General features: G+C 62.7%; 35 protein-coding genes. 2 read left to right on the top strand and 33 right to left on the bottom strand.

The window, feature by feature from the left end:
* Positions 1–38: 38 nt before the first annotated feature.
* The 22 genes from P73_RS03465 to rpmC all read right to left on the bottom strand — a co-directional run bounded on the left by P73_RS03465 (position 39) and on the right by rpmC (position 12,032).
* A complete protein-coding gene (locus P73_RS03465; protein ID WP_043868472.1) occupies positions 39–626 on the bottom strand; it encodes an acyl-homoserine-lactone synthase in 588 nt (195 codons plus the stop codon).
* A 54-nt stretch (positions 627–680) separates the two neighbouring features.
* Positions 681–1,298: an autoinducer binding domain-containing protein gene (locus tag P73_RS03460; protein WP_043868471.1), complete on the bottom strand. Its 618-nt coding sequence runs from the start codon at positions 1,296–1,298 to the stop codon at positions 681–683.
* Positions 1,299–1,536: 238 nt separating this feature from the next.
* Positions 1,537–1,965: a 50S ribosomal protein L17 gene (gene rplQ / locus P73_RS03455; RefSeq protein ID WP_043868470.1), complete on the bottom strand. Its 429-nt coding sequence runs from the start codon at positions 1,963–1,965 to the stop codon at positions 1,537–1,539.
* A gap of 142 nt (positions 1,966–2,107) precedes the next feature.
* Complete coding sequence (locus P73_RS03450; protein WP_043868469.1) at positions 2,108–3,124, bottom strand: DNA-directed RNA polymerase subunit alpha; 1,017 nt, start codon at positions 3,122–3,124, stop codon at positions 2,108–2,110.
* 122 nt (positions 3,125–3,246) lie between these two features.
* The gene (rpsK, locus tag P73_RS03445; protein ID WP_043868468.1) at positions 3,247–3,636 is read right to left on the bottom strand and encodes a 30S ribosomal protein S11; all 390 of its coding nucleotides are present in this window, start codon (positions 3,634–3,636) and stop codon (positions 3,247–3,249) included.
* 15 nt (positions 3,637–3,651) lie between these two features.
* Positions 3,652–4,020: a 30S ribosomal protein S13 gene (gene rpsM / locus P73_RS03440; protein ID WP_043868467.1), complete on the bottom strand. Its 369-nt coding sequence runs from the start codon at positions 4,018–4,020 to the stop codon at positions 3,652–3,654.
* 204 nt (positions 4,021–4,224) lie between these two features.
* Positions 4,225–4,866: an adenylate kinase gene (locus P73_RS03435; RefSeq protein ID WP_043868466.1), complete on the bottom strand. Its 642-nt coding sequence runs from the start codon at positions 4,864–4,866 to the stop codon at positions 4,225–4,227.
* A complete protein-coding gene (secY, locus tag P73_RS03430; RefSeq protein ID WP_174446900.1) occupies positions 4,863–6,221 on the bottom strand; it encodes a preprotein translocase subunit SecY in 1,359 nt (452 codons plus the stop codon). Before secY ends, P73_RS03435 begins: the two co-directional genes overlap by 4 nt.
* 104 nt (positions 6,222–6,325) lie before the next feature.
* Complete coding sequence (gene rplO / locus P73_RS03425) at positions 6,326–6,802, bottom strand: 50S ribosomal protein L15 (RefSeq protein WP_043868464.1); 477 nt, start codon at positions 6,800–6,802, stop codon at positions 6,326–6,328.
* Positions 6,803–7,041: 239 nt separating this feature from the next.
* A complete protein-coding gene (locus P73_RS26625; protein WP_275451663.1) occupies positions 7,042–7,170 on the bottom strand; it encodes a hypothetical protein in 129 nt (42 codons plus the stop codon).
* Between the two features lie 36 nt (positions 7,171–7,206).
* Positions 7,207–7,422, bottom strand: a complete 216-nt coding sequence (locus tag P73_RS03420; RefSeq protein WP_043868463.1) for a DUF1127 domain-containing protein — start codon at positions 7,420–7,422, stop codon at positions 7,207–7,209.
* A gap of 304 nt (positions 7,423–7,726) precedes the next feature.
* Complete coding sequence (rpmD, locus tag P73_RS03415; RefSeq protein ID WP_043868462.1) at positions 7,727–7,915, bottom strand: 50S ribosomal protein L30; 189 nt, start codon at positions 7,913–7,915, stop codon at positions 7,727–7,729.
* Positions 7,916–7,918: 3 nt separating this feature from the next.
* A complete protein-coding gene (gene rpsE, locus P73_RS03410; protein WP_043868461.1) occupies positions 7,919–8,494 on the bottom strand; it encodes a 30S ribosomal protein S5 in 576 nt (191 codons plus the stop codon).
* A gap of 127 nt (positions 8,495–8,621) precedes the next feature.
* On the bottom strand, positions 8,622–8,981 hold the full coding sequence (gene rplR, locus P73_RS03405) for a 50S ribosomal protein L18 (protein ID WP_043868460.1): 360 nt from the start codon (positions 8,979–8,981) through the stop codon (positions 8,622–8,624).
* Positions 8,982–8,992: 11 nt separating this feature from the next.
* Positions 8,993–9,526: a 50S ribosomal protein L6 gene (gene rplF / locus P73_RS03400; RefSeq protein ID WP_043868459.1), complete on the bottom strand. Its 534-nt coding sequence runs from the start codon at positions 9,524–9,526 to the stop codon at positions 8,993–8,995.
* A gap of 12 nt (positions 9,527–9,538) precedes the next feature.
* Entirely contained in the window at positions 9,539–9,931 is a 393-nt protein-coding gene (gene rpsH, locus P73_RS03395; RefSeq protein WP_043868458.1) for a 30S ribosomal protein S8, read from the bottom strand.
* A gap of 12 nt (positions 9,932–9,943) precedes the next feature.
* Positions 9,944–10,249: a 30S ribosomal protein S14 gene (gene rpsN, locus P73_RS03390; protein ID WP_043868457.1), complete on the bottom strand. Its 306-nt coding sequence runs from the start codon at positions 10,247–10,249 to the stop codon at positions 9,944–9,946.
* 21 nt (positions 10,250–10,270) lie between these two features.
* Positions 10,271–10,834: a 50S ribosomal protein L5 gene (gene rplE, locus P73_RS03385; RefSeq protein WP_043868456.1), complete on the bottom strand. Its 564-nt coding sequence runs from the start codon at positions 10,832–10,834 to the stop codon at positions 10,271–10,273.
* Positions 10,834–11,139, bottom strand: a complete 306-nt coding sequence (rplX, locus tag P73_RS03380; RefSeq protein ID WP_043868455.1) for a 50S ribosomal protein L24 — start codon at positions 11,137–11,139, stop codon at positions 10,834–10,836. Before rplX ends, rplE begins: the two co-directional genes overlap by 1 nt.
* A complete protein-coding gene (rplN, locus tag P73_RS03375; RefSeq protein WP_009574016.1) occupies positions 11,139–11,507 on the bottom strand; it encodes a 50S ribosomal protein L14 in 369 nt (122 codons plus the stop codon). Before rplN ends, rplX begins: the two co-directional genes overlap by 1 nt.
* 87 nt (positions 11,508–11,594) lie before the next feature.
* Positions 11,595–11,822: a 30S ribosomal protein S17 gene (rpsQ, locus tag P73_RS03370; protein WP_043868454.1), complete on the bottom strand. Its 228-nt coding sequence runs from the start codon at positions 11,820–11,822 to the stop codon at positions 11,595–11,597.
* 12 nt (positions 11,823–11,834) lie between these two features.
* Positions 11,835–12,032: a 50S ribosomal protein L29 gene (gene rpmC / locus P73_RS03365; protein ID WP_043868453.1), complete on the bottom strand. Its 198-nt coding sequence runs from the start codon at positions 12,030–12,032 to the stop codon at positions 11,835–11,837.
* Positions 12,033–12,257: 225 nt separating this feature from the next.
* On the opposite strand from rpmC, the gene P73_RS03360 reads away from it, so the two are divergent.
* Positions 12,258–12,665 carry a DUF6636 domain-containing protein gene (locus P73_RS03360; protein WP_052453530.1) on the top strand — a complete coding sequence of 136 codons (408 nt, stop codon included), beginning with the start codon at positions 12,258–12,260 and terminating at the stop codon, positions 12,663–12,665.
* A 49-nt stretch (positions 12,666–12,714) separates the two neighbouring features.
* Here P73_RS03360 and P73_RS03355 read toward each other — a convergent pair whose 3' ends face one another.
* Positions 12,715–13,200 (bottom strand): bacterioferritin, encoded by a 486-nt coding sequence (locus tag P73_RS03355; protein ID WP_043868452.1) that lies wholly within the window; start codon positions 13,198–13,200, stop codon positions 12,715–12,717.
* A 127-nt stretch (positions 13,201–13,327) separates the two neighbouring features.
* On the opposite strand from P73_RS03355, the gene P73_RS03350 reads away from it, so the two are divergent.
* On the top strand, positions 13,328–13,948 hold the full coding sequence (locus P73_RS03350) for a TIGR02466 family protein (protein WP_043868451.1): 621 nt from the start codon (positions 13,328–13,330) through the stop codon (positions 13,946–13,948).
* A gap of 4 nt (positions 13,949–13,952) precedes the next feature.
* Here P73_RS03350 and P73_RS03345 read toward each other — a convergent pair whose 3' ends face one another.
* The 10 genes from P73_RS03345 to rpsJ form a co-directional block, all read right to left on the bottom strand.
* Positions 13,953–14,720, bottom strand: coding sequence for an ion transporter (locus P73_RS03345; protein ID WP_043868450.1), 768 nt, complete (start codon positions 14,718–14,720; stop codon positions 13,953–13,955).
* A 211-nt stretch (positions 14,721–14,931) separates the two neighbouring features.
* Positions 14,932–15,345, bottom strand: a complete 414-nt coding sequence (gene rplP / locus P73_RS03340; RefSeq protein WP_043868449.1) for a 50S ribosomal protein L16 — start codon at positions 15,343–15,345, stop codon at positions 14,932–14,934.
* Positions 15,346–15,359: 14 nt separating this feature from the next.
* Positions 15,360–16,070 (bottom strand): 30S ribosomal protein S3, encoded by a 711-nt coding sequence (gene rpsC, locus P73_RS03335; protein WP_043868448.1) that lies wholly within the window; start codon positions 16,068–16,070, stop codon positions 15,360–15,362.
* Complete coding sequence (gene rplV, locus P73_RS03330) at positions 16,070–16,450, bottom strand: 50S ribosomal protein L22 (protein WP_043868447.1); 381 nt, start codon at positions 16,448–16,450, stop codon at positions 16,070–16,072. Before rplV ends, rpsC begins: the two co-directional genes overlap by 1 nt.
* Positions 16,451–16,453: 3 nt before the next feature.
* Positions 16,454–16,732, bottom strand: a complete 279-nt coding sequence (gene rpsS, locus P73_RS03325; protein WP_043868446.1) for a 30S ribosomal protein S19 — start codon at positions 16,730–16,732, stop codon at positions 16,454–16,456.
* Positions 16,733–16,735: 3 nt separating this feature from the next.
* On the bottom strand, positions 16,736–17,575 hold the full coding sequence (rplB, locus tag P73_RS03320; RefSeq protein ID WP_043868445.1) for a 50S ribosomal protein L2: 840 nt from the start codon (positions 17,573–17,575) through the stop codon (positions 16,736–16,738).
* Between the two features lie 738 nt (positions 17,576–18,313).
* Positions 18,314–18,610, bottom strand: a complete 297-nt coding sequence (locus tag P73_RS03315) for a 50S ribosomal protein L23 (protein ID WP_043868444.1) — start codon at positions 18,608–18,610, stop codon at positions 18,314–18,316.
* The gene (gene rplD, locus P73_RS03310) at positions 18,607–19,227 is read right to left on the bottom strand and encodes a 50S ribosomal protein L4 (RefSeq protein ID WP_043868443.1); all 621 of its coding nucleotides are present in this window, start codon (positions 19,225–19,227) and stop codon (positions 18,607–18,609) included. Before rplD ends, P73_RS03315 begins: the two co-directional genes overlap by 4 nt.
* Entirely contained in the window at positions 19,224–20,066 is an 843-nt protein-coding gene (gene rplC / locus P73_RS03305; protein ID WP_043868442.1) for a 50S ribosomal protein L3, read from the bottom strand. Before rplC ends, rplD begins: the two co-directional genes overlap by 4 nt.
* 16 nt (positions 20,067–20,082) lie before the next feature.
* Positions 20,083–20,391 carry a 30S ribosomal protein S10 gene (gene rpsJ / locus P73_RS03300; RefSeq protein WP_043868441.1) on the bottom strand — a complete coding sequence of 103 codons (309 nt, stop codon included), beginning with the start codon at positions 20,389–20,391 and terminating at the stop codon, positions 20,083–20,085.
* Positions 20,392–20,828: the final 437 nt, after the last annotated feature.

Here is a 20,828-nt window from a genome sequence, read left to right as displayed (position 1 = left end):
AAATGGCACGTTTCGGCCCCGGTCCGGAGCGCAAGGGGTCAGTGCAGCTTGTTGATCAGGTTGATGCGCATGCAGGCGTTGCGCGCGCCGCCGATATCCATCACCGGCCCGATCCGGTCGATGTCGAGCCCGACGCGGCGGCCCCAGCGGTCGCCGTGCTCCGGGATGAGGCAGATGACCGAGGTCGCGCCGAGTTCCCGTGCGGTGTTCGTCATTTCCCCGATGAGGCCCATCTGCACCTTGAGCCGCTGTTTCGCGGGCACGCGGGGAGAGACGAAAATGCGGCTCGATTCCCAGACATGCGGCGCGACCGGCGCCTCCTCGAAGAGCAGGTCGGTGGGAATGCTCTCGAGCAGCCCGCGCTGCGCGTCGCGGATCATGTAGGAGTAGATGCCACATTTGGTGGTGGTCGGGGTCAAGCGGATTCCAGCCAGGACGTCGCCGAAGTCATGCACCGCGATCCAGCGGGACGCGGGCGTATCGTACTGGTCGTATTCCATGCCGTCGGCCTGCGGCAGATCCCATTTCGCGTGCTGGATGAAGGTTTCATGCCGCGCGCGGAGCATATTCGCAAAAAGATCGCCGTAATTGTGCAGGTTGGCAAAGGAAAGCGTCGTGGTTTGCATGGTAGATCTCCAGTGTTGGTTGACATCTTCAACGCAACGCGGGAGCGGCTACCGTCATAGCAGCTTGATCTCCTTGGCTTTCTGGATGGCCTCCGAGGTGGTCCGGGCCATCAGTCTTTCTCGGGCGGAGACCAGGCGCGCCTTGAGCGCACTTTCCGAGATCCCGAGCTTGGCCGCGGCTGCTGCGTGACGGTCACCGCCCGCGATGCACCGGAGGGCCTGAATCTGGGCCTGTGTCAGATCTGTTTGCGGCTCAGAGATTTCATGCAGCGTGCGCACGAGAGTCGCGATCTTCGTGATCTCCTGATCGGTGAATTCGCGATCCGACCGGGCGCACCCGACGATCGTCCTCGACTGAACCGGTCCGCAGGACACGGCTACTCCATAGTTCAGGCCGAATTCGGTGGCCTGCCTCCAGATATTGAACGGGTCGGGGAGTTCTCTTGCAATCTCGCTCCACCTTTTATGCCCTTCGGTACTGAGCCCCCAGGCGATCATCGGATCCCGCAGAGCATAGGCATTGGCCGTGTAATGCTCGAGCCACTTCGGATCGTATGTTGACTCGGACACCAGCGGCGCAGCGAAGCGAATGTGAAGCCCTGCGGAATAGCCGACCGGCGATGCGGCACGAAGCTGAGAAAACAAACGATTGAGTTCCGTCGTATCAGGCATTGAAAAACATCTCGATCTCGAATGGGAATGACAACCTGAAGCTGATCATGGAAACAAGAGCTAAACCAACGGGACGGGTTTGCCTAGCCTCTTTCCCCGATCCGGCGATCACATTCTCCGGCAAGGGGCGCAAATGCGCAGTTTATGATCATTTTCTCACGGCGCGGGTCCGTGCCTCACGAAAAAGCCCCGCCGAGGGGGCGGGGCTGCTTCGGTCGATCCGGTGCGGAAGAGGAGATCAGTCCTCGTCTTCCATCGCCGCGTCTTCGGCCTCGAGCCGGGCGCGGTCGGCGGCGCCCTTGGCGGCCGGGTCACGGTCGACGAGCTCGATGATCGCCATCGGCGCCATGTCGCCATAGCGGAAACCGGCTTTCAGGACGCGGGTATAGCCGCCCTGACGTTCGGCATAGCGCGGGCCGAGCACCTCGAAGAGTTTCGCGACGTCCTTGTCCTGCTTGAGCTGGGCGGCCACCTGGCGGCGAGCGTGAAGATCGCCGCGCTTGCCGAGCGTGATCAGCTTGTCCATGATCCGCTTGAGTTCCTTGGCCTTCGGCAGGGTCGTCTTGATCTGCTCGTGCTCGATGAGCGAGCCGGCCATGTTGGCGAACATCGCCTTGCGGTGTTCGTGGGTGCGGTTGAGGCGGCGGTAGCCTTTCGCGTGACGCATTTTCTATCTCCTAATTCAGGTTTTGCTTTGTCTGACCGGCGATGCGTGTCACCGGTTCTCCTTGGGGCGGAATGCCCGAATTTGAGGGTCGGAAACCTGTCGGACTTTTGTCGACCTTTGCGCCCGACCCCCGGATTTCTGCTCAGAACTGGTCTTCGAATTTCTTGGCCAGTTCCTCGATGTTTTCCGGCGGCCATTCCTCGACATCCATGCCGAGGTGCAGGCCCATGCCGGACAGCACTTCCTTGATCTCGTTGAGCGACTTGCGGCCGAAGTTCGGGGTGCGGAGCATCTCGGCCTCGGTCTTCTGGATGAGATCGCCGATATAGACGATGTTGTCGTTCTTGAGGCAGTTCGCGGACCGCACGGACAGCTCGAGCTCGTCCACCTTCTTCAGCAGAAGCGGGTTGAATTCGAGACCGTCGTCCTCGACCTCGCGACCGGCCGATTCCGGCTCGTCGAAATTGACGAAGATGCCGAGCTGGTCCTGGAGTATGCGCGCGGCGAAGGCCACGGCGTCTTCCGGGGTGACGGATCCGTCGGTCTCGATCTTCATCGTCAGCTTGTCGTAGTCGAGCACCTGGCCCTCGCGGGTCGGCTGCACGTCATAGGACACTTTCTTGACCGGCGAATAGATCGCGTCGATCGGGATCAGGCCGATCGGGGCGTCCTCGGCCTTGTTCTTGTCGGCGGAGACATAGCCCTTGCCGGTGTTGACCGTCAGTTCCATGAACAGATCCGCGCCCTCGTCGAGGTGGCAGATCACATGGTCCTTGTTCAGGACCTCGATGCCCGCGCTCTCGGAGATGTCGCCGGCGGTGACGACCATCGGCCCCTTCGCGGAGATCGACAGGCGCTTCGGCCCCTCGACTTCCATGCGCAGGGACACGCCCTTGAGGTTGAGGATCACGTCGGTGACGTCCTCACGCACGCCCGCGATGGACGAGAATTCGTGCAGAACGTTGTCGATCTGAACGGAGGTGATGGCCGCGCCTTGCAGCGAAGACATCAGCACGCGGCGCAGCGCGTTGCCGAGCGTCAGACCGAAGCCGCGCTCGAGCGGTTCGGCAACGAGGGTCGCCTGACGCGCGGGCTCGTTGCCCGGTTTCACGTCAAGCTGTTGCGGTTTGATGAGCTCGGCCCAATTCTTGTGGATCATGCTGGTGCCTCCATACTTGTCCTCCCGCCCATGTCCTTAAACGGGGGACGCCCGAGGGATCTCAAAAACGCATAACGGACCGCGGGCCGGGAAGGCCCGCGATCCTCAAATCGTGTCCCGGATCACACGCGGCGGCGCTTCGGCGGACGGCAGCCGTTATGCGCGATCGGGGTCACGTCGCGGATCGACGTGATGTTGAAGCCGACGGCGGCAAGCGCGCGCAGCGCGGATTCGCGGCCGGAGCCGGGGCCCTGCACTTCGACTTCGAGGGTTTTCACACCGTGTTCCTGGGCCTTGCGGCCCGCGTCCTCGGCGGCCATCTGGGCGGCGTAGGGCGTGGATTTGCGCGAGCCCTTGAACCCCATCGTGCCGGCGGACGACCAGGAGATCGCGTTGCCCTGCACGTCGGAGATCAGGATCTTGGTGTTGTTGAAGGTGGAGTTCACATGAGCAACGCCGGCGGCGATGTTCTTGGAAACCTTGCGCTTCGTGCGACGGGTATCACGTGCCATGTCTGAATGCTCCCCTTACTTCTTCTTGCCGGCGATCGGCTTCGCCGGGCCCTTGCGGGTGCGGGCGTTGGTGTGGGTGCGCTGACCGCGAACCGGGAGGTTGCGGCGGTGGCGCAGGCCGCGGTAGCAGCCGAGATCCATCAGACGCTTGATGTTCATCTGCACTTCACGGCGGAGGTCACCCTCCACGGTGTAGTTGGCGTCGATATGTTCGCGGATGGCGAGCACTTCGGCGTCGGAAAGTTCGTTCACACGGCGGGTCTGCTCGACGCCGACGGCGTCGCAGATGCTGCGGGCCGAAGACGGGCCGATGCCGGTGATATAGGTGAGGGCGATGGGAACCCGCTTTGCAGTCGGGATGTTCACGCCAGCGATACGTGCCACGTTTCTTGTCCTTTCGTTGCGGTTCCGTAACGCCGGAACCTTTTTTCACAACGGAAGCCCGCGGGGGGTCCCTCGCGAGCCACAGCTGAATGCGATGATGATTGCGTCTGGGTGCGACCCGTAAGCGAATCCTTTACCCCGTCGGGGATGGGTTGCCATAGAGGGGAATCACCGGAGGGTCAAGGCCCTCCGGCGGATAACCACTCATGCGAGCGCTTTCGCGATCTCCCCGGCCACCTCGTCGGGCGATTGCAGGCCGTCGACGCTCTTCAGGTCGCCCTTGGCATAATAATAGCCGATGAGCGGCGAGGTCTTCTTGTAATATTCCATCAGGCGGGTCTTGAGGCTGTCCTCGTTGTCGTCCGCCCGGCGCTTCAGATCGGTGGAGCCGCAGACGTCGCACACGCCCGGCTGTTTCGTCGGCTTGGTGACGTCGTGATAGACCTCGCCGCAATTGCCGCAGGTGAAGCGGCCGGTGATGCGCTGCACCAGCGCCTCGTCGTCCACCCGCATCTCAATCACCGCCTCGAGCTGCGCGCCGTTGCGCGACAGAAGCTCGGAGAGGGCGTCGGCCTGCGCCAGCGTGCGCGGGAAGCCGTCGAAGATGAACCCGGCCGCATTGCCGTCGCGGATCTTCTCCTCGATGAGGCCGATCACGATCTCGTCGGTGACGAGCTGGCCCGCATCCATGATCGCGGCGACCTTCTTGCCCATGTCGGTGCCGGAGGTGCGGGCTTCGCGCAGCATGTCGCCGGTCGAAAGCTGCACCATGCCCCGCTCCTCGACGAGGCGGCGTGCCTGGGTGCCTTTGCCCGCACCCGGCGGGCCAAGGAGAATAATGTTCATCGTCTTGCTGTCCCTCTCTTGCTGCGCTTCCTCCCGCGCAGCTGCGATTTTTCGATCAGCCCCTCATACTGGTGCGCCAGAAGGTGGGACTGGATTTGCTGGATCGTGTCCATCGTGACGGATACCACAATCAGCACGGAAGTTCCGCCAAAATAGAACGGAATGGCGAACTGGCTGCGCAGGATCTCGGGCAGAAGGCAGACTGCGGCGAGATAGGCGGAGCCGAGCACGAGGATCCGGGACACGATGTAGTCCAGGTGTTCCTCGGTCTTCTTGCCCGGACGGATGCCGGGGATGAAGCCGTTCTGGTTCTTCAGGTTCTTGGCCACGTCATCCGTCTTGAACGCGACGTTTGCGGTGTAGAAATAGGCGAAGAACACGACCATCAGCGCGAAGAACAGAAGGTAGAGCGGCTGTCCGGGGCCGAAATAGGCGAGGATCGTCGACATCACCGGACCCACGTCCTGCTGGCCGGAGAAGGTCGCGATCGTCGTCGGCAGGAGCAGGAGCGAGGAGGCGAAGATCGCCGGAATGACGCCTGCGGGGTTCACCTTGATCGGCAGGTGGGAGGATTGCGCGTCGTAGATGCGCATGCCCTGCTGGCGGCGCGGATACTGGATATGCACCTTTCGCAGCGCGCGTTCCATGAAGACGACGAAGGCGATGACGGCGACGATCATCACGACCACGGCGAGGATGATCACGGGGGAGATCGCGCCGGACCGGCCGGAGGCGAAGAACTGCGCGAGCGCGCCGGGGATCTCGGCCACGATGCCGACGAAGATGATGAGCGAGATGCCGTTGCCGATGCCGCGCTGGGTGATCTGCTCGCCGAGCCACATCAGGAACATGGTGCCGCCGACGAGGGTGATCACGACACCCGCGCGGAAATACCAGCCCGGATCATGGGCGAGATCGCCCGCCTCGAGCGAGGCGGCGAGACCGTAGGCCTGGAACAGCGCGAGCGCGACCGTGCCGAAGCGGGTATACTGGTTGATCTTCTTGCGCCCCGCCTCGCCCTCTTTCTTGAGCTGTTCGAGGGAAGGGACCATGGCGGTCAGCAGCTGGACGATGATCGACGCGGAAATATAGGGCATGATGCCGAGCGCGAAGATCCCCATGCGGCCGAGCGCGCCGCCGGTGAACATCGACAGGATGCCGCCGATGCCGTTGGCGGCCTGCTCCATGAAGTCGCGGAGGGCGTTGCCGTCGATGCCCGGCACCGGGATGAAGGTGCCGAGGCGGTAGACGATCAGAAGACCGAGGGTGAAAAAGATGCGCTGGCGAAGCTCCTTGGCCTTCCCGAGGGTGCTCCAGTCGAGGTTCGCCGCCATTTGTTCTGCTGCGGATGCCATTAATGGTCTCTTTCTTCGCGACAGCGCCGCCCGACCGGTCTTCCGGGGGCGGCGCTTGGAAAACTCAAGGCTGATTTAAGGGGCTGCGCCCTTTCGCTCAACCCTTATTCGGCGGCCGCGTCGGCCTTCGCGGCCACGGAGAGCGAACCGCCCGCTTTTTCGACAGCGTCGATGGCGGCCTTGGAGGCGCCGGTCGCGGTGATGGTGAGTTTCGATTTCACGTCGCCCTTGGCGAGGACGCGGATGCCGTCGAGCCTGCGGCGCACGAGGCCGGAGGACACGAGGGTCTCTTCGGTCACGTTGCCCGCGTCGAGCTTGCCGGCCTCGACGAATTTCTCGATCAGGCCGAGGTTGACGACGGCGTATTTCTTGGCGTTCGGCTTGGTGAAGCCGCGCTTGGGCAGGCGCTGGTAGAGCGGCATCTGGCCGCCCTCGTAGCCGTTGATGGCCACGCCGGAGCGGGATTTCTGGCCCTTGATACCACGGCCACCCATCTTGCCCTTGCCGGAGCCGGGGCCGCGGCCGACGCGCGTGCGTTTCTTCGCAGCGCCTTCATTGTCGCGCAGTTCGTGCAGTTTCATGTCGCTTCTCCTTGCCGGAAATGCCCTCCAGCGACGGAGCGGGCACACACGGCGTTCGTGATTGATTCTTGCGGACAGGGTTGTCCACCGGGGGCGTATAGACCGGCGCGCCCGGCGGATCAAGCACCACATGGCGATCGGAGCGCGTCTTGTCGGACATTGCCGCCGGATTTCGCCAACGCAAAACGCCCGCGCGACGCATCGCGGGGCGTTTCCTGTCGTGTGGTGCGCTGCGCGGATCAGCCGCGGGTGGCGCGCAGATATTCGGTCCAGCTCGGGGCGGGGCCCTGTTGCCAGCGGGATTTCAGGGCGAGCAGGAGCACGGAAACGGGGCGGATCGCGGTGGGGAAGGTGACGGCGGATTGCATGTCGGGACCTCGGAAAGATGGGATGCGGCGGTGGCGTCAGACGGCGTCGGCGGCACGGCGGGCGATGGACGGGATCTCCGGCCGGGCGACGCCGATGTCGGCGAGCTCGTGATCGGAGAGCGCGTCGAGCTGCCGGAAGGTCTGGCCGTAGGCGCGGTGACGGGCGTAGGCGTGACGCAGGCCGTCGAACAGGGCGCGCAGGCGGCGCAGCGGGGAAGAGCCGGAAACGGCGGGATGGGCGATATGTGCCATGGCGGATGTCCTTGTAACCGGGGCCAGATGCCCCGTGCGTTGTGATCTCTCTGGGAGCACCGCCGATGTAGAGATGTCCGGGAAGATTGACATCCCCCTGTTTTCAGCAAGCCGATATGCACAAAATGCAATCAGTTTTGAAACTGGTCATTCTTGCATCATTAAACGCCGGACTCGCCCGCGAAATGACCTTTCCCGACGGCAGGCGCGCCAGGCCGGGCCCCGCCCCTGCCCTGTCCGCGCAATGCAAAACGCCCCGCCGGATCGGGCGGGGCGTTCGCTGGTCCTGTCGCGGGAGGGCGGCTCAGCCGCGCTCTTCGACGATTTCCACGAGATGCGGGATCGAGGCGACCATGCCGCGCACCGAGGGAGTGTCCTCGAGCTCACGCGTCCTGTGCATCTTGTTGAGGCCGAGGCCGACGAGGGTGCGGCGCTGGATGGCCGGGCGACGGATCGGGGAGCCGATCTGCTTCACGACGATGGTTTTGGCCATGGATCAAGCCTCCTCAGCGATTTGCGAGCTCTCCTGCGGCGCGTCTTCGCGCTTGGGCAGGATGTCCGCGACTTTCTTGCCACGACGCTGCGCGACGGAGCGCGGAGAGGCCTCCTTGCGGAGACCGTCGAGCGTGGCACGGATCATGTTGTAGGGGTTCTGGGAGCCGATCGACTTGGCGACGACATCCTGGACGCCCAGCATTTCGAACACGGCGCGCATCGGACCACCGGCGATGATCCCGGTCCCGGTCGGGGCCGTGCGCATGACGACGCGACCGGCGCCGTGACGGCCGTTCATGTCGTGGTGCAGGGTGCGGCCTTCCTTGAGGGGGACGCGGATCATCTGGCGTTTCGCCTGCTCGGTGGCTTTGCGAATGGCCTCGGGGACCTCTTTCGCCTTGCCCTTGCCGAAACCGACGCGGCCTTTCTGATCGCCCACGACCACGAGAGCCGCAAAGCCGAAGCGCTTACCACCCTTCACGGTTTTGGACACACGGTTGATCGCGACGAGACGATCGGCGAATTCCGGAGCTTCGTCGCGGTCGCGACGGTCCCGGCGGTTTTCACGTTCTGCCATAGAACTTTCCTTATCAGGTGGCGCGCTGATCCTCGGGGAGAGGCGCCGTTGAACTCGATCCCGGTGGCGGTCCGCCCGATGCGGAGCCCCGGATCATCGGGGGGGCGTCACCGCCCCCCGCAGGTCTTCAGAACTTCAGCCCGCCTTCACGCGCGGCGTCGGCGAGAGCCTTCACCTTGCCGTGGAAGAGGAAGCCGCCGCGGTCGAAGTAGCATTCCTCGACACCGGCTTTCTTTGCCCGCTCCGCGATCGCCGCGCCGACTTTCGCCGCCGCTTCGACGTTGTTCTTGCCGACCACGCCGAGATCCTTCTCGAGCGAGGAGGCGGCAGCGAGGGTCTTGCCCTGAACGTCGTCGATCAGCTGAACGCTGATGTTCTTGTTCGAGCGATGCACGGAAAGACGCAGCTTTCCGACATTGCTCTTGCGAAGTTTGTTCCGAACGCGCAGGCGGCGTTTCAGAAACAGGGTCCGTTTGCTGTTTGCCATGATGAGCGTCCTTACTTCTTCTTGCCTTCCTTGCGGAAGATATACTCGTCCTTGTACTTGATCCCCTTGCCCTTGTAGGGCTCGGGAGCACGCCATTCGCGGATATTGGCCGCAACCTGGCCGACGAGCTGCGGATCGGAGCCTTCCACCACGATCTCCGTGACCTTCGGCGCCGTGACGGTCACGCCGTCCGGAACCTCGAAGTTCACTTCGTGGGAGTAGCCGAGGTTCAGCTTCAGAACGTTGCCCTGCATCTGGGCGCGGTACCCCACGCCGTTGATTTCGAGCTCTTTCCTGAAGCCGTCGGTGACGCCCTGAACCATGTTCGCGACCATCGTGCGGGACATGCCCCACTGCTGGCGCGCGCGCTTGGACTTGCCGCGCGGGGTGACGGTGACTGCGCCTTCTTCGACAGCGATGGTCACGTCGTCCGTGGCGGTGAAGGAATGGGTGCCTTTCGGGCCCTTCACTTCGATGGTCTGGCCGGACACAGAGGCGGTAACGCCGCTGGGCAGCTCGACCGGTTTCTTACCAATACGAGACATCGGGTGACCTCCTTAGAAGACGGTGCAGAGCACTTCGCCGCCAACGTTGTTGGCGCGAGCGTTCGCGTCCGACATCACACCCTTGGGGGTGGAGACAATCGACACACCGAGGCCCTGGCGGACCTGCGGAATGTCCTTGACACCGAGGTAGACGCGACGGCCGGGTTTGGAGACCCGTTTCAGTTCGCGAATGACCGGGGTGCCTTCGAAGTATTTCAGGCTGATCTCGAGGGTCGGATGACCGTTCGAGTCCGTGCCTGTCTCATAGCCGCGGATGTAGCCCTCTTCGAGCAGCACATCGAGGACCCAGCCGCGCAGCTTGGAGGCCGGCGTGGAGACCGTGGATTTGCCGCGCAGCTGAGCGTTGCGGATGCGGGTGAGCATATCGCCGATAGGATCGTTCATACTCTGTCCTCCTTACCAGCTCGATTTCACGAGGCCGGGGATCTGGCCGAAGGAGCCGAGTTCCCGCAGCATGATCCGGGAGACCTTCAGCTTGCGGTAGTACGCATGCGGGCGGCCGGTCAGCTGGCAACGGTTGTGAAGGCGGGTCGCCGAGCTGTTGCGCGGCAGTTCAGCAAGTTTCAGGGAGGCGCGGAACCGCTCTTCCATCGGCTTGTCCTGGTCGTAGATGACCTCTTTGAGAGCAGCGCGCTTGGCAGCGTATTGGGCCACCAGCTTCTCGCGCTTGCGCTCGCGTGCGATCATGGATTTCTTTGCCATGTTCTCAAACTCCTCGCGCGATTAGCTGTTGAAGGGCATGTTGAAGGCTTTCAACAGGCTCTTGGCTTCAGCGTCGGTTTTCGCCGTGGTGGCGATGACGATGTCCATCCCCCAGACTTCGTCCACCTGGTCGAAGTTGATCTCGGGGAACACGATGTGCTCCTTGATGCCCATGGCATAGTTGCCACGGCCGTCGAAGGAGGTGCCCGGAACGCCGCGGAAGTCGCGGATGCGAGGCATGGCGATCGTGATCAGACGGTCGAGGAATTCATACATGCGGTCGCCGCGAAGGGTGACCTTCGCACCAAGCGGCATGTCCTCACGCACGCGGAAGCCGGCGATCGACTTCTTCGCCTTCGTGACGAGCGCCTTCTGGCCGGCGATGGCGGTGAGATCTTCCTGGGCGGATTTCGCCTTCTTGGAATCCTTCACGGCCTCGGCGCCGCAGCCGATGTTCAGCACGATCTTGTCGAGGCGCGGGATCTGCATGTCGTTCTTGTAGCCGAACTCTTCTTTCAGAGCGGCACGAATGCTGTCGCGATACGCGGCCTTGAGGCGCGGGGTGTAATCGGTGGTGTCGAGCATCAGATCACGTCTCCCGTGGTCTTGGCGAAGCGCACCTTCTTGTCGCCTTCCATGCGGAAGCCGACGCGGGTGGCCTTGCCGTTGGCATCGAGAAGCGCGAGGTTCGACAGGTCGATCGGCATGGCGACCGGACGACGGCCCCCCTGCTCGCCCTGCGCGGCGCGCTGGTGACGGATGGCGACGTTCACGCCTTCCACGATGGCCTTGCCCCTGGACGGCAGCACGGAAGTGATTTCCCCCTGCTTGCCCTTGTCCTTACCGGCGAGGACGACGACCTTGTCGCCTTTTTTCAGCTTGGCAGCCATCAGAGCACCTCCGGAGCGAGCGAGATGATCTTCATGAAGTTCTTCGCGCGCAGCTCACGAACCACCGGCCCGAAGATACGGGTGCCGACGGGCTCGTTGTTGTTGTTGAGGATGACGGCGGCGTTGCGATCGAAACGGATCGCGGTGCCGTCTTCGCGACGGACTTCCTTAGCGGTGCGCACGACGACGGCCTTGCGGACGTCGCCCTTCTTCACGCGGCCACGCGGAATCGCTTCCTTGACCGACACCACGATGATGTCGCCCACGGAGGCGTAACGACGGTGGGAACCGCCGAGGACCTTGATGCACTGAACACGGCGAGCGCCGGAGTTGTCAGCGACATCCAGATTGGTCTGCATCTGGATCATTTGGTTTCTCCCGACCTTTGGGGCGACATGCAGTTGTCGTGATCCCCAGGGTTTCGATTAAGCTGGGAGGAGGCTTGTCCGATCAGATCAGACGAGCACTTCCCAACGCTTGGTTTTCGACTTCGGCGCACATTCCACGATGCGGACGGTGTCCCCGACGTTGAACTGGTTGTTCTCATCGTGAGCCCGGTACTTCTTGGACTTACGGATGGTCTTTTTCAGAACCGGGTGCTTGAAGCGGCGCTCCACGGACACGGTCACGGTCTGTTCGTTGGCATTCGAGGTGACGACACCTTGAAGAATACGTTTGGGCATGGGTCGCTCTCCTTACTCGGCCGTGTTGGCTTTTTCGTTCAGAATGGTTTTCACGCGCGCGGCATCGCGGCGGACCTTACGCATCTGAGCGGTGTTTTCGAGCTGACCGGTCGCCTGCTGAAAGCGCAGGTTGAAGGCCTCTTTCTTCAGGTTGGCGAGCTCGTTCCTGAGCTCGTCCGGCGTTTTCGCACGCAGTTCCTGGGCGTTCATTGTTCGCCTCTCCTTGGTCCTGTTAGCACCGGAATGCGCCCGTTTCGGGGTGACATTCGGTCCGGTGGGTTATGTCAAAGCGCACGACTCCCCCGAAGGGGAATCTGTGAGATGCCGCTCTATAAGGGCATGGCGGCAGGTGCGCAAGGAAAACTTGGGATTTTCCGGGAATCGACGGAGGTGATAGGCTTCGGCCGTTACGTTGCTCTCCGGTACGAGGTTCCCATGCGTGTTCTGCCGCTCTGTCTGCTGTCTTTCGCCGCCGCTCCTGCCCATGCCGATGTCTTCACCTTCGAGACTCCGTCCGAAAACGTCCAGTGCAGCGTCGGGCTCGAAGCCGGAGCCTCCGACATCCTCTGCACGATCATCGAGATCGACGGCCCCTCCCCCTATCCGAGACCCGCGAATTGCGTCGAGGACTGGGGGCACGATTTCGGAATGACGGACCGCGGGGTCGTGACCATGTATTGCCAGCCGCTCGACCGCAGCCGGGACGGCTTCGATCGGGCGGAATATGGCGTGACAGGCGAGTTCGGCGGGTTCACCTGTACCTCCTCGACCTCGGGGCTCGAATGCCGCAACGAGGACGGGCACGGCTTCTTCCTGTCGCGCAGCGTCCAGCGGGTGTTCTGAGGCGGCGAACCGCCCCGCCGCCGCGGCAGCGGGGCGCAGGCGGGCGCGGTCAGTCCTCGCCCGCGTCGGCGCCGGATACGTATTTCGAGGCGTAGTTCTGTTCGCCGATCCGTTCGATCAGGCTCAGTTGCAGATCAAGCCAGTTCTTGTGGCCGACCTCGTCGATGGCGATGCTCTCGAAAAGTCTCTTCGTCTTCAGATCGTCCGCCGCGAAGGCGTCCTTCGCCGCCTTGGTGTAGAAGTCGATCGCCTCCTTTTCGTCGGCCATGTCCATCTCGAACATGTTGCGGAGCGACTTCGCCACCTTCGGCGTCGCGTTGAAGGCCATTTCCGGCTCGCCGTCCAGTTCGAAGATCCGCTCGAGAAAACGATTGGAATGGCCGGTCTCCTCGCTGGATTCCTCGCGCATCTTCGCGGCGAGCAGGTCGAGCCCCCAATCCTCGAGCACATGGGCATGCAACTGGTACTGATGCGTGGCGGTGAGTTCCATCTGGAGTGCGGTGTTGAGATGCTTGAGCGTGGTTTCGTTGGACATGGTCGTCTCTCCTTTGCTGTTCGGACCTGAGGTAGGTCGCCGCATTGCATTCGCCTCCCCCGGATGCGATCTTTCGCCATCCATGCGATCCCGTGTCGCAGCGCATCCACAGTCCCAGGAAGACACCATGCCAATCGAATCCCTTTTCGTCACCCGTCTTTACAGGGATCGCCTCGATGCCTTCGGCCCCGCGCTCGACCAGGACGAGCTGTTCGACAGCTGCTATGCCATCGCGGAGGACGACGAGGCCGGGCAGCAATGGTGCGACGAGAAAGGCTATCCCGGCTACACCTCCTATGCCTCCCTCACCGACCTGCCCTGGCGGTTCCCGATCTTCAAGGACATGGTCGAAAGCCTGGACCGGCATGTGGCGCGCTTCGCGGAGGATCTGGACTTCGATCTCGGCGACCGGCCGCTGGTGCTCGAGGACCTGTGGATCAACATCCTGCCGGAGGGCGGCTATCACTCCGCCCATATCCACCCGCATTCGGTGATCTCGGGCACGACCTATGTGGCGATGCCGGACGGGGCCTCCTCCCTGCGGCTCGAGGATCCGCGCCACGCGATGATGATGGCCTCCCCCGCGCGCCGGAAGGAGGCGCGGCGGGAGATGCAGAATTTCATCTACATGGCGCCCGAGGCGGGCGACGTGATGCTCTGGGAAAGCTGGCTGCGCCACGAGGTCATGATGAACCGCTCGGAATACGACCGGGTGTCGGTGAGCTTCAACTACAAATGGGGCGAGTGAGGGCTCAGCCCCGCTCCTTCAGCCCCTTCTCGATCCGCTCCAGCCGTGCCAGCACGTCGTCGCGGTAGCTGTCCGTCGCGGCGTTGCTTTCCTCCGCATGGGCATCCTGCATCGAGTTCACGATGAGGCCGACGACGAGGTTCACCACCGCGAAGGTGGTCACGAGGATGAAGGGGACGAAGAACAGCCAGGCATCGGGATGGGCCTCCATCACCGGGCGCACGATGCCCATGGACCAGCTCTCCAGCGTCATGATCTGGAACAGCGTATAGGCCGAGGCGCCGAGATCCCCGAACCATTCGGGGAAGGTCTGCGAGAAGAGCTTCGTCGCCATGACCGAGGCGATGTAGAAGATCACCCCCATCAGCAGGAAGACCGAGCCCATGCCCGGAAGCGCGGAGAGGAAGCCCTCCACCACCCGGCGCAACGTCGGGGCGACGGAGACGACGCGCAGAAGGCGCAGGATGCGCAGGGCGCGGAGCACCGCGAAGCCCTGCCCCGCCGGGACGAAGGACACCGCGACGATCACGAAATCGAACAGGTTCCAGCCGGAGCGAAAGAACCGCGCGCCGCGCGCGTAGATCTTTGCCGCGATTTCGGCGGCGAAGATCGCGAGGCAGAGCCCGTCGAGAAAGGTGATGATCCCGCCGACGCGGGACATGACCGCGGGCGAGGTTTCCAGCCCGAGGATCACCGCGTTGAACAGAATGACGCCCATGATCGTGTAGCGGGTCAGGGGGCGGTCGAGGAAGGCGGCAAGCTGCGCGCGCATGGATGTCGTCTCCTGTAGATGTCCGGGACGGATATGTGTGCCGCCGCAGCCAAGGACAAGGGACGGAGGAACAAAGAAAAATCAGACAAGACAAAACCCCCGCCGATCTCTCGGCGGGGGTCTGTCAATTTTTACCGGAGCATGTTCCCGTCGTTTTCTGTGAAAACGGCTGCCACATGCCCGTGACAGTCCGCTGACGCGGACGGCACGTTTACCAGTCTTCGCGGACGAAGGTGCGGGTCTTGATCGGAAGCTTCATCGCGGCAAGGCGCAGGGCCTCGCGGGCGATGTCTTCGCCGACACCGTCGATCTCGAACATCACGCGGCCGGGCTTGACCTTGCAGACCCAGCGGTCCACGGAGCCCTTACCTTTACCCATCCGCACCTCGACCGGCTTCGCGGTCACCGGGGTGTCCGGGAAGATACGGATCCAGACACGGCCCTGACGCTTCATGTGGCGCGTCATGGCACGGCGGGCGGCTTCGATCTGACGCGCGGTGATGCGCTCGGGCTCCACGGCCTTGAGGCCGAAGGTGCCGAAGTTCAGATCCGACCCGCCCTTTGCATCGCCGTGGATCCGGCCTTTGTGCATTTTGCGGAATTTTGTACGCTTAGGCTGAAGCATGTTTCAGACCCTCCTTAGCGGCGGCCGCCACGGTCGCCACGGGGCGCCGGACCGGCTTGTGCTTCTTCGGCGCGACGGTCACGAGCCTGCGGGTCGTGTTCCATGATCTCGCCTTTGAAGATCCAGGTTTTGATGCCGATGATGCCATAGGGCGTCGAAGCTTCGGCATGGGCGTAGTCGATGTCCGCACGCAGGGTGTGAAGCGGAACGCGACCTTCGCGATACCATTCGGTCCGCGCGATCTCCGCACCGCCGAGACGGCCGGCGACGTTCACACGGATGCCAAGGGCCCCCATGCGCATGGCGTTCTGCACGGCGCGCTTCATGGCGCGGCGGAAGGACACCCGACGCTCGAGCTGCTGGGCGATGGACTCGGCCACGAGCTGCGCGTCGAGTTCCGGCTTGCGCACTTCAACGATGTTGAGGTGCAGCTCGCTGTCGGTCATCGCGGCGACTTTCTTGCGCAGGGTTTCGATATCCGCGCCTTTCTTGCCGATGATGACACCCGGACGGGCGGTGTGAATGGTCACGCGGCATTTCTTGTGCGGGCGCTCGATGATGACGCGCGACACACCGGCCTGCTTGCATTCTTCCTTGATGAAATCGCGGATTTTCAGATCTTCGAGAAGAAGATCGCCGTAATCCTTCGTATCGGCGTACCAGCGGCTGTCCCAGGTGCGGTTGACCTGGAGGCGCATACCGATCGGGTTGACTTTATGACCCATTAGTTTTGCTCCTCGACTTGACGCACCTTGATGGTGATTTCCGCGAACGGCTTCATGATCTTGCCGAACCGGCCACGGGCACGCGGGCGACCGCGCTTCATGGTCAGGTTCTTGCCAACCCAGGCTTCGGCAACGATGAGCTCATCGACGTCGAGATTGTGGTTGTTCTCGGCATTGGCGATCGCGGACTGAAGGCATTTCTTCACGTCCTGGGCGATACGCTTGTTGGAGAAGGTGAGATCCGTGAGGGCACGGTCGACCTTCTTGCCGCGGATCATCTGGGCCACGAGGTTCAGTTTCTGCGGGGAAACGCGAAGCATGCGGGTTTTCGCCATTGCCTCGTTGTCAGCCACGCGGCGGGGATTTGCTGCCTTACCCATGACTTACTTCCGTTTCGCTTTCTTGTCGGCGGCGTGACCGTAATAGGTGCGGGTCGGCGCGTACTCGCCGAACTTCTGACCGATCATGTCTTCCGTGACGTTGACAGGGATATGCTTCTGGCCGTTGTAGACGCCGAACGTCAGACCAACGAACTGAGGCAGGATGGTGGAACGGCGGGACCAGATCTTGATGACCTCGTTGCGACCGCTCTCGCGCGATTTCTCGGCCTTCTTGAGGACGTAGGCGTCCACAAACGGGCCTTTCCAGACAGAACGTGCCATATCTTAGCGACCCTTCTTCCGAGCGTGACGCGAGCGGACGATGAATTTGTCCGTCGCCTTGTTCTTGCGCGTCTTCGCGCCTTTCGTCGGCTTGCCCCACGGGGTCACCGGGTGACGGCCACCGGAGGTGCGGCCTTCACCACCGCCGTGCGGGTGGTCGATCGGGTTCATGACAACACCGCGGACAGACGGACGGATGCCCTTGTGGCGGTTCCGACCGGCCTTGCCGATGTTCTGGTTGGAGTTGTCGGGGTTGGAGACGGCGCCGACCGTCGCCATGCATTCCTGACGGACGAGACGCAGCTCGCCGGAGGAGAGGCGGATCTGGGCATAGCCGCCGTCGCGGCCGACGAACTGGGCGTAGGTGCCCGCCGCACGCGCGATCTGGCCGCCCTTGCCGGGCTTCATTTCGACGTTGTGGACGATCGTGCCGATCGGCATGCCGGAGAAGGGCATCGCGTTGCCGGGCTTCACGTCTGCCTTGGCGGAGGCGACGACCCTGTCACCCACGGCCAGGCGCTGCGGCGCGAGGATATAGGCCTGTTCGCCGTCTTCGTATTTGATGAGCGCGATGAACGCGGTGCGGTTCGGGTCGTATTCGATCCGTTCCACGGTCGCGGCGACGTCAAACTTGTTCCGCTTGAAGTCGACGATGCGATAGAGACGCTTTGCCCCGCCGCCCTTGCGGCGCATCGTGATCCGTCCGGTGTTGTTCCGGCCGCCGTTCTTCGTCAGACCCTCGGTGAGGGATTTGACGGGGCGACCTTTCCAAAGCTCCGAACGGTCGATCAGAACCAGCCCACGCTGGCCAGGCGTCGTCGGTTTATACGACTTGAGTGCCATAGTTTCTGTCTTCCGTTAGCTTTGGGTCCTGTGATGTAGCATCGCGCTACGACCCGTTTTCGTCTCAGGCCGGGGGCTCAGGGGCCCTCGTCCCACACAAATCACAAGCCCCGGAAACGAATCCGGGGCCGTGAGATGGGCGGTGTATAGGGGGAGTTCGCGGGGGAGTCCAGTGCGGAGTGGAAATAATGCGCTGGGGGTGGAAGATGACCGCGAGCGCCGGCCCGTGGAGTGCATTTCAGATGACTAAACGCAACGCACTCTACATTATTCAAATCTTCATCGCTTCCTGACATCTTGAGGACAAAGATTTCAGGGGCGAGAACATGGATAGACCTCAGCACATTCACCGCAAGACGTTCAATGCCGATATTCGGCAGGGAGTTTCGATTGAGGTCTCCCTCAAAAGCACCCGTCCGACACCTCATTGTATCTGGCGCACGCGCGAGCACGGCAAAGTATGCCCGAGCCACGCTGCGAATGATCCATCGACCTCTTGGAAGAGTATTGGAGAGGTCGCCCGAATTCTCCAGGGGCGAGCTTTGCGCCCAAATCACTGCAGAGACCGGCCGTGCCAATGAAACCTTCGGAACGGGCTCCCATGTGCCCGGCCTCCGGTTCAAACGGGAGGGCGCTCCTCGCTATACACCGCACCCGATTGATGGCTTGGCAGGGCATACGAAAAGCCCCCCGGCTCTCGCCGAGGGGCATCTTCATGTCTAACCTGGTCCTGAAAAATCAGAGACCGGTGGTCACGTCGATGGCGTTGCCGTCCTCGAGCGTGACATAGGCTTTCTTGACGTCCTTGCGCTTGCCCGGCTGGCCGCGGAAGCGTTTGGTCTTGCCCTTGGTGACGACGGTGTTCACCGCCTTCACCTTCACGCCGAAGAGTTCTTCGACAGCGGACTTGATCTGCGGCTTGTTCGCGTCGATGGCGACTTCGAACACGACCGCGCCGTTCTCCGAGGCCATGGTGGCTTTCTCGGTGATGACCGGCTTGCGGATCACGTCGTAGAGTTCAGCTTTGCTGGTCATTTCAGGCGAGCCTCCAGAGCTTCGACACCCGCTTTCGTGATCACGAGCGTGTCACGCTTCAGGATGTCATAGACGTTGGCGCCAATGGTCGGCAGCACGTCGACGCCGGCGATGTTCGCGGCCGCAGCCTTGAAATTCGCATCGACATCGGAACCGTCGATCACCAGAACGCGTTTCCAGCCCTGCTCCTTGACGGCCTTCGCCAGCAGCGCGGTCTTGGCTTCGGCGAGCTTCGCCTCGTCCAGGACCACGAGATTGCCGGAGGCGGCCTTCGCGGAGAGCGCATGCTTCAGCCCGAGCTTGCGGAATTTCTTCGTCAGCTCATGGGCGTGGGACCGCGGCGTCGGGCCCTTGTAGATCCCCCCCTTGCGGAAGATCGGCGCCTTGCGGGAGCCGTGGCGTGCGCCGCCGGTGCCCTTCTGGCGATAGATCTTCTTGGTGGAGTAGGACACTTCCGAACGGGTCTTGACCTTGTGGGTGCCGGCCTGCGCCTTGTTGCGCTGCCAGCGGACCACGCGGTGAAGAATGTCGGCGCGCGGCTCGAGCCCGAACAGGGCCTCGTCGAGATCGAGCGTGCCGGCTTTCCCGCCGTCGAGTTTGATCACGTCGAGTTTCATTCTTCGCCTTCCTTCTTATCGGCCTCGATGGATGCCTCGGCGTCCTTGAGGGCGGCTTCTTCCGCGGCAGCGGCTTCGGCGGCGGCGGCTTCAGCGGCGGCAGCTTCGGCGGCGGCGGCTTCGGCAGCGGCCTCCTCAGCGGCTTTCGCGGCTTCGTCAGCCGCGGATTTCAGCGCGGCCGGAAGGATCGCGTTCTCGGGGAACGGTTTCTTCACGGCATCCTTGATCGTCACCCAGCCACCCTTGGAGCCGGGAACGGCGCCCTTGACCATGATGAGGCCACGGTCGCTGTCGGTGCGGATGACCTGGAGGTTCTGGGTCGTGATGCGCACCGCGCCCATGTGACCGGCCATCTTCTTGCCCTTGAACACCCGGCCCGGATCCTGACACTGACCCGTGGAGCCGTGCGACCGGTGGGAGATGGACACGCCGTGGGAGGCGCGCAGACCGCCGAAGTTGTGGCGTTTCATGGCACCGGCAAAGCCTTTACCGATCGAAATGCCGGAAACGTCGACGAACTGACCTTCGAAGTAATGGTCGGCGATGATTTCCTCGCCCACGCCGATCAGGTTGTCCTCATCCACGCGGAATTCCGCAACCTTGCGCTTGGGCGCAACATTGGCGGCGGCAAAGTGACCGCGCATGGCCTGAGAGGTGCGTTTCGCCTTCGCGGAACCGGCACCGAGCTGAACGGCGGTATAGCCGTCCTTCTCGACGGTCCGCTGGGCGACCACCTGAAGATTGTCGAGTTGGAGAACGGTGACAGGGATCTGCTTGCCGTCTTCCATGAAGAGGCGGGTCATGCCGACCTTCTTCGCGATAACACCAGAGCGCAACATGTCCTGATTGCCCTCCTCAGACCTTGATCTCGACGTCAACGCCGGCCGCGAGGTCGAGCTTCATCAGCGCGTCCACGGTCTGCGGAGTCGGATCCACGATGTCGAGCAGACGCTTGTGCGTGCGGATCTCGAACTGGTCGCGGGATTTCTTGTCGATGTGAGGGCCACGGAGAACCGTGAACTTCTCGATCTTGTTCGGCAGCGGGATCGGTCCACGGACCTGCGCGCCGGTGCGCTTCGCCGTGTTGACGATTTCCTGGGTCGAGGAGTCGAGCACGCGGAAATCGAACGCCTTGAGCCGAATACGGATGTTCTGGCTTTGCATTGCGTTGCCTTTCTGTAGGCATATTGAGGTTGAGAGGTCGAGCACGTCTCATTACGGCCCCACATCGAACCCTATGGAGAGCGGCCCGGACGGGCGAATCCCTCTCCATGCGTTCTCTCGGGAGAGAACCCGCGCGCTATACAGGGCGACGGGAGATGTGGCAAGGGATATTGTCACCCCCCCGCCCCTTCACTCCGGTCAAACTGCGAAAGCCGTGTACCCCTGGGAAGGAGACCGCGGGTTTCGCAGGATGTCCTCAGCTCCCGGATCCTGCAACCATCACCGCGGCCGGACGGGAAAAACCGCCTGCGGCGGGGCCTCTGCTTTCCTGTCCGTCCCCACTTTGGCAGGCGAGGTTCATATCCGATGCAAAAGGGCACCCCGTTTGGGATGCCCTTCCTTGTTCCCGACCGGCGGGCGTCTCGTCGCTTTGGCGT

Origin of the sequence: Celeribacter indicus (genome assembly GCF_000819565.1) — a bacterium.
GTDB classification, from domain to species: Bacteria; Pseudomonadota; Alphaproteobacteria; order Rhodobacterales; family Rhodobacteraceae; genus Celeribacter; species Celeribacter indicus.
The sequence above is the reverse complement of the archived record's forward strand: the minus strand, read 5'-3'. Positions and strand labels throughout refer to the sequence as shown.